Here is an 11,056-nt window from a genome sequence, read left to right on the forward strand (position 1 = left end):
TGTCATAAAAGTGCCACTAGTCCCCAATAATTATTATTTAACGTTATAATACGCTAACATTTACTATAACCCACTGTTATGCCAAATATTATTAGAGCTTTCTTACTTATCATCGGATTGGTACTTGTTATCGACTGTACTCTATTAATTGCTGCCGATAAGATAGATTTTGGTACGATTGCGCCTTTTTTTATTGCAATAATATTCATTATTCACGCCGTTTTTTGGAACAAAATAAAAACTATAATCAATAATCATTTATATTTAAGGCTTATATGGAAAACCCTATGGGCATGTTTTGCAGTATGGTTTATAAGTTTTTTAGCTTTTGCCTATAATTTAAAAACTCAAATTCAGCAAGTTAACAATGCTTATCAGAATGTAGATGCCATAATTATATTGGGCGGAGGTATCCGAGATGGCATACCAACACCAACTTTAGCGTATCGTTTAGATACAGCCGTGCCGTTAATACATCAACAGCCTGACGCAATAGTAATTACAACGGGTGGTATAAGCATGGGTGAGACTCGTAGTGAAGGTGAGTCGATGGCACAATATCTACATGCGCTATATGGCATACCCCTTGATTCGATTTATCAAGAAAAGAAAAGCACCAGCACCGAAGAAAATTTTATATTTAATAAAAAAATCTTAGCCGCCAAAGGGATTCCATTAGATGACCCCATCGTTATTGTGACCAGTGATTTTCATATTCCTCGTGCAAAAGCTATTGCCGAACACCAAGGATTTACACATGTGATAACTTTGGCCAGCCCTACCCCTTTAGCAACACGCTATAATTCATGGTTTAGAGAATACTTTGCTTATATCAATGGTTATCTGTTAGATGAGTATGAATTGTAAATACTTTGGTTCAAATGTTTTGCAGACAAGGTATAGCGCTTAGCATTTCCTCAGAGTGTATTTTAGGCTTCAAAAAAATATTCTATATGTTAAAAAAACCTGTCTATTAAACAGGTTTTTATTATTATATGCTTAATTAGTTAAAGCTCTATCCTAAAAGTTAGTAGAATTTAGCTTAAAACGCCTGTGATAAAGCGGATAATGCGCCTTTAAGCATGGCAGAAACTGTACTGGTATGAGTGCCAATCCCTGAATATATCTCTCCATCCACATTTAACTGAATATAAGCTGCTGCTTTAGCATTGGTCTTATCGCTTTGAGCATCGTCATCATCATTATAAGTAAACTCAGGACTTATGGCGTGCTCTGAATAATTAATAATATGCAGCTTCATACCAGTATGGCGCGCCACGCCATCGATGAAAGAGGACAATGGTCCATTGCCTTTACCTGATATATCAATAGTTTCACCGTTTAGAGTAATTTGACCTTTGAACTCAACTTCTCCGCCTTTGTTATTGACACTATGGTCTAACAACTCATATCCAGAGTTTTGCAAATAAGTTGTTTCAAATGCATCTAGGATTTCTTCGTTCTTAAGTTCGCGTGCAGCATCTTCTGCCTTTTGTTGTACCACACGGCTAAAATCAATTTGCATCCAGCGTGGTAAGTTAAAGCCATAATTACGCTGTAGAATATAGGCGACCCCGCCTTTACCAGACTGGCTATTAATACGAACCACATCTTGATAGCTACGCCCAATATGCGCAGGATCTATGGGTAAATAAGCCACATCCCAGATATTTTGAGTCATTTCGTGATTTTTTTCATTGAAATCAAGCGACTTCTTAATGGCATCCTGATGCGAGCCACTAAAAGCGGTAAAGACAAGCTCGCCCACATAAGGATGACGAGGATGCACAGGTAAGTTATTACACTCACTGACTATGTTGACGATTTTACTCATATCACTAAAATCAAGTTCGGGATCGACACCTTTACTGAACAAGTTCATCGCCATAACCATGATGTCCATATTACCCGTACGTTCACCATTGCCAAGCAAAGTACCCTCAATACGGTCTGCTCCGGCAAGCATGCCAAGTTCAGCCGCCGCAATAGCAGTTCCTCTGTCATTATGCGTATGCAAACTAATGATGACATCGCTACGCTGCTTTAGATGACGGCAAAAATACTCAACTTGATCGGCAAATATATTTGGCATTGAAGACTCAACGGTAGCGGGCAAGTTGATAATAACCTCTCGACCGTTTTGAGGCTTCCATTCTTCTATGACTGCATCACATACTTCAATGGCAAAGTCCGTTTCAGTTTGGCTAAAGCTTTCTGGAGAATACTGAAATACCCATTGCGTCTCTGGATGCTTAGCAGCATAGTCGTTAAGCATTTTTGCGCCACTTATTGCAATCTGTTTAATTTCGTCTTTGCTTTTGCCATAAACTTTATCACGTTGCACACGGCTGGTTGAGTTATAGACATGCACCACAGCACGGCGAACGCCTTTTAAGGCCTCAAAGGTGCGTTCAATTAAATGCTCACGCGCTTGTACCAAGACCTGAATAGTTACATCATCCGGAATATGATTTTCTTCAATCAATTTACGAGCAAAATCATACTCAACCTGAGCCGCCGACGGAAAGCCGATTTCTATTTCTTTAAAGCCTACTTCTACCAACAGTTTAAAAAACTGCATTTTTTGTTCAATTGTCATAGGATCGATTAAAGCTTGGTTACCATCACGCAGATCAACACTGGCCCAAATCGGAGCTTTTTTTATGGTGTTGTTGGGCCAAGTGCGATCAGTGAGTTGCGGTGCAAAGGCAAAAGGCTGATATTTACGAAAATCGAAAGCCTCATATTTTGGCTTAACTTTTGGTTCTACAGATGATTGGGTAGTAATTTGGCTCATGAGTTGCCCTCTTAGGTCTATTTGTAAAGCAAAATTAAAATTCGAAATTAAGTTTATAAAGTTTTATATAGCGAGTCTAAGCTACCTGCTTTCTATATTAATCTATAGTGAATATCTTAACAAAATATTTGAAAAATAATACTGCAAATATAGAGTAAAAAATAGCTATAATTAGTGAATAATTATCTTAAATCAACTATTATTAGTTAAAATCACTACTGTAGACTTAGGAAGCAATATTAATGACTAACCATCAGCTAAATCTTAATACTGACTATACACATGATAATGATAAGGTTTACATAGACCAGATCGATCGTCAAATTCTTGTATTACTTCAACAAGATGCCCGTATGAGTATCAGTGATATCGCTGAATCCGTGCATCTCTCTGCAACCCCATGTGCTAGGCGCATCCGACGCTTAGAAGAAGCAGGTATTATTACTGGATATCATACAGAGGTAAGTCCGCAAAAATTAGGCTATAGTTTATCAATATATATTGCAGTGAGTATGGATAGGCATACTGCTGAAAGATTTGCTGAATTTGAAACAAAGATTCAAAGCTTTAATGAGGTAGTAAGTTGTAGTATTGTCACCGGACGCAGTGAAGACTACTTGTTAAAAGTAGTGGTACGCAATATGGCGCATTATGAAGAATTTTTATTACACCGTCTAAATCGTATTGAAGGGGTTAGCCAGGTTCATACCAGTTTTGAGCTTCGTGAAGTATTCAATCGAGGCGTAATTGGTACATAACTTAAATTAAAAGTCTACAAACTGTCTGTTCGTTAGATATAAGATTAGCTTTTTATTTATTTCGTTATTTATTTAGTCAGCCATTTATTTATTTAGTTAGCTATTTTTTCAGCTATTGAATTTGTTATATGACTAAGTATTGTAAAGTTAAACCTTTCTTTTTTCAGGCAGTTTACTTAACGCTATTTGATAAAATAAAGCCGCAGTAAATACGATGCCTACGGGTATTAACATAGCTTTATAGCCAAGTTTGAAGTAGCTATACGCACCAACCACACCGCCGCCACAGAAGCTATACCAAATCATGGCTTGGAAGCCGAGCATCATTCTATTAATCGGTCGCCCTGCTAGCCAATTGCCTATGGCAGCGCCCATATCAGATGTCAGACCAGTCAAATGCGTGGTACGAATGACTGCCCCACTATAAGTCGCTACCATTGAGTTTTGTAAACCACAAGCCATGGCGGCAAGCAATTGACCCCAATAAACGTGCTCAAAAAAAAGTAAAAAGCTGCAAAAGAGCAAACCTGCTTCAAGAAACAAAGCTATCCCATAACGGCGGCCTAACTTGAGGGATCGTTGACCTATAATTACGCCACTTAGTATAGAACCGGTTAAAAAAGATAACAGTGATGCTCCTATAAAGAACATTTTTGACCATTCAAATTGAGCAATAGCTGCAGAAAATAAACTAACATTACCCGTTACATGAGATACAGATAAGTGGGTAAAGCCACTTAAAGCAATAATGTTGACACAGGCGGCATTGAATGCCAATACAGCTCCACCAATTAATATCCACAAAGGTAATTTAGTTATCATAACCGCCACTTACTGTTGAGTCTGTACTGTTGGCAAAAACTACAATTATTTTGCTTGTGAGTTACCTATTAAACTTACTCGGGCATCGTTAAACATATCCATATCAGGCGCTAATGTTCTCATAAATCGATCAAAATATAGCATCTGTTTGGTTAATAAGGCAAAGTCGCGTGGAAAGTGAAGACCATGACGTTTGCCCACTTCAACAATTTCAAGCATCATTTTATTAAGCTCATCGGCCTGCTCTTTACTATTAAAGGGCTTACCACTGGTGTAAGTTTTATCTTCAGCCATAATTCGGGTAATCATTTTTGCTAAGTCACCAGCTAGCTGAGCCTGATCAACTTTATCCCGTTCATGAGTCATGCCCATATCAATCATGCAACTCGCCATGGTGATATAATCATTTTCTTGCAAAGCTTGCATCATACCCATACAGGCCTGCCAGCTTTCGGGGGCAAGCTTACCTACAATACCAAAATCAATAAAACCTATACGTCCATCTTGTAACATCATTAAATTGCCAGCATGTAAGTCTGCATGGAAGCTATTACAGAACATTAGGCTTGCAAACCAAGTGTTTAAAGTATCGGCCATCACTTGCGCAGGATCTGAGCAATACTGACGCATGGCCACTTCATCTACCATAGAGATACCATGCAGTCGGCTCATGGTTAATACCCGTTTGGTGGTTAATTCATCTACCACTTCAGGCGCTACTACTTTCTTATTGCCGGTCATCTGTAAAAATTGTTGAAAATCGCGAATGTTAGACGCTTCTGCAATGAAATCCGTCTCTGCAATCATGCGGATCCTGATTTCATCAATAATAGGTGAAATACTAGCAAAGCGCATTTGAGGCATAAGCTTTTCCATAAGCTTTGTCACCCCATGTAGCACCCCTAGGTCAGTCTGCATGATAGTTTCAACATCTGGCTTTTGTACTTTAAGCACCACTTCACGCCCGTCGATTAAGGTAGCTGCGTGTACTTGGGCAATACTAGCTGAAGCCAACGGTTTCTTATTTATGCTACTAAATAGATCTTCTAAGCTTTGCGCTTGCGTTAATAGTTCTTCTTTTAGCACCTTTTCAATATATTCATAAGGCAGTGGCGTGGTTTGGTCCAAACAGCCTTGAAAAGCTATAACATAATCGCGTGGAAATAAGGATGGGGTGCTAGCGATAAATTGGCCAATCTTGATATAAGTTGTGCCCAATTGCTCAAAGGTTTCTCTCAACATGACTGCATCGGGACGTTCCCCTTTGGCAACCCTAAACGCAGATAGCCCTGCGACGCTGGCAGTATGACGCACCCGATTGACAATATTGAAGGATTTTTTTAATAAATTAGGCATAATTATTTGATTTACCCATAAAATGATTAACACAAGAACAGTGCTAAATTATAACCTAAAATTAGATATGTAGCTCGTGTCCACAACGATCACAGAATTGAGCACCAGCTGCATGACCAAACTTACCACAATTGGGGCAAGTTACGGGATGTAACTGAGGACGCATACTTTTTGATAGCTCTGAGGTAAAAATACCAGTTGGTACTGCAATAATAGAATAACCGGTAATCATAACCATACTAGCTATGGCTTGTCCAAGTGGTGTCTTGGGTGATATATCACCATATCCAACTGTAGTTAGCGTTACAATGGCCCAATAGATTGAGACTGGAATACTGGTAAACCCATTTTCAGGGCCTTCAACGACATAAACTACTGAGCCGAATATGGTGACTAATAATAAAACAGATAAGAAAAAGACAGTGATTTTTTGTTGACTGGTCTTAAGTGCTGATGCTAAGAACCCTGCTTGCTGCATATAAGACTTAAGCTTGAGTACCCGAAATACCCTTAAAATACGTAATAAACGCACTACTGTTAAGTATTGAATACCGCCAAATATTATACTTAAATAACTTGGTAAAACCGAAAGCAAATCCACCACCCCAAAAAAACTAAAAGCATAGCGAACTCTGTTTGGGGCTGAAAACAGTCGCAATAGGTATTCGAGGGTAAATAAAATAGTAAAAAACCATTCTGCATAATAAAATAACGTTCCAAATTGCAACCGCAAATACAATACACTATCTAACATTACCACTGCCACACTTGAGGCAATGGCAATTAATAAAACAATGTCAAAGAACTTCCCTAAAGGTGTGTCCGTACCTTCAATAATAATATGAATACGGTCACGTAAATTATTTAACCTATTTGAGGAGAGTTTTTTCATAAATACGGGATACTGGTCTACAAGAGAGAATCATTATACGTCATTAAGTTAACAATGTTACCTATTAACATAAACTTTGTTTAACCGCTAACAAGTTATCATACCCATTTTTATCAACTTGTTATCTATTTAAGTATCAATAAAATTAGCTTACACAAGTTATAAACCTTCTTTTGTTAAATTAACACAAAAATCTGTTGTTTTATTTCTGATATAATTACGCAGTTTTTGCAAAGCAGTTTATAAGGAATATTAAGCTAAAATGGTTGATAATATTTTATTAAAAATACCTCAACTAAGCTTAACACTATATGGCTAAATATAGTCATTTTATAACTTGCTATAATCATTTTTCTAATCGCTTTAACCTCTTATTATTTAATAGTTAGTCGGCTTAAGTGCACTGTGCTTGACCTATTCTTCAATAATACAAGCACTTAGTCCCTATAAAGTTATGAGCATACTAATTAACTATGTAACTGTTTAGCTCTTTAACAATTTAGCTCTTTAACAATTTAGCTATGCAAAAATGGTTTTATAAACCTAAAGTCTTATTTGATAATTTAATTATTTAACGTAAATGATAAGGATAAATACATCATGGCAGGTCATTCTAAATGGGCAAACATTAAACACAGAAAGGCCAAAGAAGATGCCAAACGCGGCAAAGTCTTTACCAAAATCATTCGTGAAATCATTTCAGCCACTAAACAAGGTGAGCCTGATCCTGATAGCAATCCTCGCCTTCGTGCTGCTGTAGAAAAGGCACTATCGGCCAACATGACTAAAGACACTATCAAACGTGCCATTGAACGTGGAGTTGGTAACTCAGAGGGCGGCGAAATGGACGAGCTGACCTACGAGGGTTATGGCGTTGGCGGTGTAGCGGTATTGGTAGAAACTATGACAGACAACGTTAATAGAACTGTCAGTGAAGTACGCCATGCGTTTACCAAATTTAGCGGAAACTTAGGTACAGCTGGCTCAGTGGCTTATTTGTTCACTAAGCGCGGTGAAATTATATTTGATGATGTATCGCTAGAGGACGAAATCATATTGGTGGCATTAGATGCAGGGGCGGTAGATATTGAAAATGACGGTGAAAGTTTATTAGTCATTACTGAACCTGAAAATTTTGGTGCAGTGAAAGACGCGTTAAACGCTGCAGGTTATGAGTCTAGCAATGCCGAAGTTACCATGTCACCCTCAACAACTGCTTTAATCGATAATATTGATGATGCCGAAAAAGTGATGAAAATGATTGATATGTTAGAGGATTTAGATGACGTTCAAGATGTGCATACCAATGTTGATTTTACCGATGATGTTTTAGAGCAATTAAACGCTTAATATAAACTGTCTCCAATGAAATCATTATCAATCATTTAATTTAAAATATTAAGTTATTCATAAGTATAAAAAATCTTTTTATAAAAGCCCCTAACCTAAAGTTGGGGGCTCATAATTAGAATTTTCGAAATATTTTTAATCTAGCCAGCCTTTATCTCTAGCAAATGCTAACTCATCTATTGTGTCTATATCTAAACTTAGCTTAGCATTATAAATAACATCAAGCTTACTAGTAGGTAGGCCTCGAATCAAATAACGCAGTCCTTTATCGCCCATGAGCGAAGATTGCCATTGTTTTAGCAACTTATAGTCTAGGTTAATAGGCAGTCCAACAACATCATTTTTATCAAATTGTTTATCGTCTTTAACATTATCTTTAACATTATCTTTAACATTGTCTTTTGCATTGTCTTCTGCATTGTATGGTAGGTAAGACTCAGCATAAGCATTGATGTTATCTATGTAAGTTTTGAGATAGCCACTGGCAATCACGAGTTTATTATTATTGCTTTGATCGATAGCTTCACCTGCAGTAGAAGTTTTATCTGTTAATAGATTCAGCAAATGACTAGTATCAAGCATTATCTGATCGATACCCAATATCAAAACTCGCTCAATCAATACGCCCTGCTCTACTTTGCTGTTTAACTTATCGATAGCTAAACTTAGACTGTGTCCCATGCCAAGTTTTGGTTGCCTATTAATTACTGGTTCAATGGTAGGATGTTTTACGGATAATGTTTGGATTAATTGTAAAATTTGTTGTGATGAGCTTGGGACAACCACGGCTATGAATTGAGGCTGAGTGGCAAGGGAAATATTTACCATGATTTCTAGCAGAGATTGAGACTTCTTTTTTAATAGTTGTTTTGGTTGTCCTAGACGCTCACTTAAACCACTGGCTAATAAAATTATAGCGTGAGGCGGAAGGATTTTATGCGGCAATAATATAGATGATTTATTGAGTTTTGCCATTTTAACTATTGGCCTTTATGCTTATGCCGTTAAGCTTGGGTTGCTTAGGATAGCTTTAGCGTCTGTTGATAGATGAGGCGCTTTTTTTGGATTTATAGTTTTGCTATTGTTTGAGTTGCTATGGTTATTAATACAGCTCTCTTTACCATACATTACTTCACTGATTTGCGCCATAATTCCTAGTGCTAAGGCTTCTGGGCCATCGCCGCCCAAGTTATAACCAATTGGATAATACAGATTATCAATTCCCTGCTTATATTTATCAGCATCCTTTGGATTCTCTTGTACAATCTCATCAATTAAGCGCTCAGTGCGATATTTAGGACCCAGTTGACCTAAATATAACGGCGGATTGGCAAGAAGAACCTTCAATCGGGCTCTGTCTTGAGTCAAGCTATGCGACATTATTGCAACTGCTGAATTGCGACTCAACTCTTTTAAGGTTTCCTCATCATCTAAAGGCAAACATAATACCTTATCCGCCTGCATAAAACGCGCTCGTGTGGCATAGTGACTTCGGCTATCAATGACAGTTACCTGCCAATCCTGCATTTTCGCCAATGTTACTAACGGTATGACATCATTACCTGCTCCGCAAATTAAAAGTTTAATCTGAGGTCTTAAATAGTGAACCAACCACTGAGTTTGAATCCGCTGATTTATATCATTGTCTAATACACCTTGCAAGGTAACAAACTTAGAAGATTCACTTGCTAATTGATGTCCAACAAGTTGACTATTTAACTCAAGCTGACTGTTTAAAGAGTATTCTTCACTTAAGACATTAAGTGCTTGAGTAAGTATAGGGTCTTCATTGTTTAGCTCGATATCCTTATTCAAATATACTAAATCACTACAAGCTAGCTCATTAGGACGAGTGGATTTTAAGTTTGCTAAGTGATTAAGATTAACATGTAGCCCAATGGGATAATTAGAAACCTCAGATCGTACTAAAGTGGCTATGGTAACAGGCTGGGCAGTTTGGCGAACTTGCTGTAATGTTTTGATAAGACCAAAAGCGTAATCCATACGTTCAAACAGCACATGAATTTTACCGTTACAGCCCAAGCCAAAATTCATTTCAAGCTCGTCATAATAAACGTCATTTAAGCTATCACTATGGTCATAACCTTTATAAGATGCAGCATTTGAATTAGTTTCATCGCCAGTTTGATAAACTTGAACTACTGACCCATTGCGGGTTAGCCAAAATGCCTTTTTGATAATATGCGGCTCCAAACAGCCACCACTAATCATCCCTGCCGAACGACCATCGGCGCAGATAAGCATCATTGCCCCCGCTTTACGATAAGCCGAACCCTCAGTATGAACCACAGTGGCCAGAACTGCGTCTATATTTTCATTACGAGTTTGTTCTGCAAGCTTTAAAATATCAGACACATTATTCATAGCCGCATCTTCTTATAATTTATTGACAATTAAATATTGGTAATTAAACTTTGATAATTAGATATCGATCATAAAGTTACGGTTTAAATCATATAACAATCTAATCTGGCAACTGTTCAATCAGTTTATCTAAAGTTATTGGGAAGTCATAGACCCTTATCCCAACTGCATTATAAACCGCATTGGCAATGGCAGCAGCTGCTCCTGAAATGGCTGTCTCACCAATGCCTTTAGTATGCATCGGATTGGTGTAAGGGTCATCTTCTTCAACTAAAATAACCTCAAGTTGTGGTACATCGGCATTAACCGCCACATGATACTCGGCCAAATCATGGTTACATAGGCGACCATCTTGCTTGTCATGGATGACTTCTTCCATTAATGCAGCGCCAATACCAAATACCATACCACCATAGCACTGTGAGGTGGCAAGCTTATGATTTAAGATACGACCTGCGGTAAAGGCGCCTGTCATGTTTTTTACTCGAATCTCACCGGTAGTACGATGCACAGCCACTTCTGCAAAGTTAGCGCCATAACAGGCTTGACGATGTGATTTACCATTTTTACCCGGAGCAATGGCGCCTTTAGCACTTAATTTTTGATTCTCAAGTGATTTGATAATATCTTTCAAAGGATAAGATGCAGAATCACTAAAATCGTAGCTGACCTTATTAGACTCAGTATCAGCAGAAT

Annotated in this window: 10 protein-coding genes; 3 read left to right on the top strand and 7 right to left on the bottom strand. The window is 37.8% G+C overall.

What is annotated here, in order from left to right; translation table 11 throughout:
• Positions 1 to 78 precede the first annotated feature (78 nt).
• Entirely contained in the window at positions 79 to 867 is a 789-nt protein-coding gene (locus tag QZ265_RS05230) for a YdcF family protein (protein ID WP_296404084.1), read from the top strand.
• A 175-nt stretch (positions 868 to 1,042) separates the two neighbouring features.
• Here the strand turns inward: QZ265_RS05230 and leuA are convergent, their stop codons facing one another.
• Complete coding sequence (leuA, locus tag QZ265_RS05235) at positions 1,043 to 2,797, bottom strand: 2-isopropylmalate synthase (protein ID WP_296404086.1); 1,755 nt, start codon at positions 2,795 to 2,797, stop codon at positions 1,043 to 1,045.
• Between the two features lie 242 nt (positions 2,798 to 3,039).
• Between leuA and QZ265_RS05240 the strand changes: the two genes are divergently transcribed.
• A complete protein-coding gene (locus QZ265_RS05240) occupies positions 3,040 to 3,555 on the top strand; it encodes an Lrp/AsnC family transcriptional regulator (protein WP_296404088.1) in 516 nt (171 codons plus the stop codon).
• 147 nt (positions 3,556 to 3,702) lie between these two features.
• Here the strand turns inward: QZ265_RS05240 and QZ265_RS05245 are convergent, their stop codons facing one another.
• From QZ265_RS05245 to QZ265_RS05255, 3 genes are all read right to left on the bottom strand, one after another.
• Complete coding sequence (locus QZ265_RS05245) at positions 3,703 to 4,377, bottom strand: YoaK family protein (protein ID WP_296404090.1); 675 nt, start codon at positions 4,375 to 4,377, stop codon at positions 3,703 to 3,705.
• A gap of 45 nt (positions 4,378 to 4,422) precedes the next feature.
• Positions 4,423 to 5,733, bottom strand: coding sequence for an AarF/UbiB family protein (locus tag QZ265_RS05250; protein WP_296404093.1), 1,311 nt, complete (start codon positions 5,731 to 5,733; stop codon positions 4,423 to 4,425).
• Between the two features lie 61 nt (positions 5,734 to 5,794).
• The gene (locus QZ265_RS05255) at positions 5,795 to 6,625 is read right to left on the bottom strand and encodes an ion transporter (protein ID WP_296404095.1); all 831 of its coding nucleotides are present in this window, start codon (positions 6,623 to 6,625) and stop codon (positions 5,795 to 5,797) included.
• A gap of 600 nt (positions 6,626 to 7,225) precedes the next feature.
• Here QZ265_RS05255 and QZ265_RS05260 point away from each other — a divergent pair.
• Positions 7,226 to 7,975 (top strand): YebC/PmpR family DNA-binding transcriptional regulator, encoded by a 750-nt coding sequence (locus QZ265_RS05260; RefSeq protein ID WP_296404097.1) that lies wholly within the window; start codon positions 7,226 to 7,228, stop codon positions 7,973 to 7,975.
• A 135-nt stretch (positions 7,976 to 8,110) separates the two neighbouring features.
• On the opposite strand, the gene QZ265_RS05265 is transcribed toward QZ265_RS05260, so the two are convergent.
• The 3 genes from QZ265_RS05265 to QZ265_RS05275 form a co-directional block, all read right to left on the bottom strand.
• Entirely contained in the window at positions 8,111 to 8,950 is an 840-nt protein-coding gene (locus tag QZ265_RS05265; RefSeq protein WP_296404099.1) for an NTP transferase domain-containing protein, read from the bottom strand.
• 21 nt (positions 8,951 to 8,971) lie between these two features.
• Positions 8,972 to 10,360, bottom strand: coding sequence for an XdhC/CoxI family protein (locus tag QZ265_RS05270; protein WP_296404101.1), 1,389 nt, complete (start codon positions 10,358 to 10,360; stop codon positions 8,972 to 8,974).
• Between the two features lie 100 nt (positions 10,361 to 10,460).
• A partial coding sequence (locus QZ265_RS05275; protein ID WP_296404103.1) for a molybdopterin cofactor-binding domain-containing protein occupies positions 10,461 to 11,056 on the bottom strand: 596 nt, incomplete at its 5' end.

Origin of the sequence: Psychrobacter sp. (genome assembly GCF_018260395.1) — a bacterium.
In the GTDB taxonomy this organism is placed as follows: Bacteria; Pseudomonadota; Gammaproteobacteria; order Pseudomonadales; family Moraxellaceae; genus Psychrobacter.

Coding starts and splice junctions, on each gene's coding strand:
- QZ265_RS05250 (WP_296404093.1), bottom strand. CDS start 5,733: ATGCCTAATTTATTAAAAAAATCCTTCAATATTGTCAATCGGGTGCGT.
- QZ265_RS05265 (WP_296404099.1), bottom strand. CDS start 8,950: ATGGCAAAACTCAATAAATCATCTATATTATTGCCGCATAAAATCCTT.
- QZ265_RS05260 (WP_296404097.1), top strand. CDS start 7,226: ATGGCAGGTCATTCTAAATGGGCAAACATTAAACACAGAAAGGCCAAA.
- QZ265_RS05240 (WP_296404088.1), top strand. CDS start 3,040: ATGACTAACCATCAGCTAAATCTTAATACTGACTATACACATGATAAT.
- QZ265_RS05245 (WP_296404090.1), bottom strand. CDS start 4,377: ATGATAACTAAATTACCTTTGTGGATATTAATTGGTGGAGCTGTATTG.
- QZ265_RS05270 (WP_296404101.1), bottom strand. CDS start 10,360: ATGAATAATGTGTCTGATATTTTAAAGCTTGCAGAACAAACTCGTAAT.
- QZ265_RS05230 (WP_296404084.1), top strand. CDS start 79: ATGCCAAATATTATTAGAGCTTTCTTACTTATCATCGGATTGGTACTT.
- QZ265_RS05255 (WP_296404095.1), bottom strand. CDS start 6,625: ATGAAAAAACTCTCCTCAAATAGGTTAAATAATTTACGTGACCGTATT.
- leuA (WP_296404086.1), bottom strand. CDS start 2,797: ATGAGCCAAATTACTACCCAATCATCTGTAGAACCAAAAGTTAAGCCA.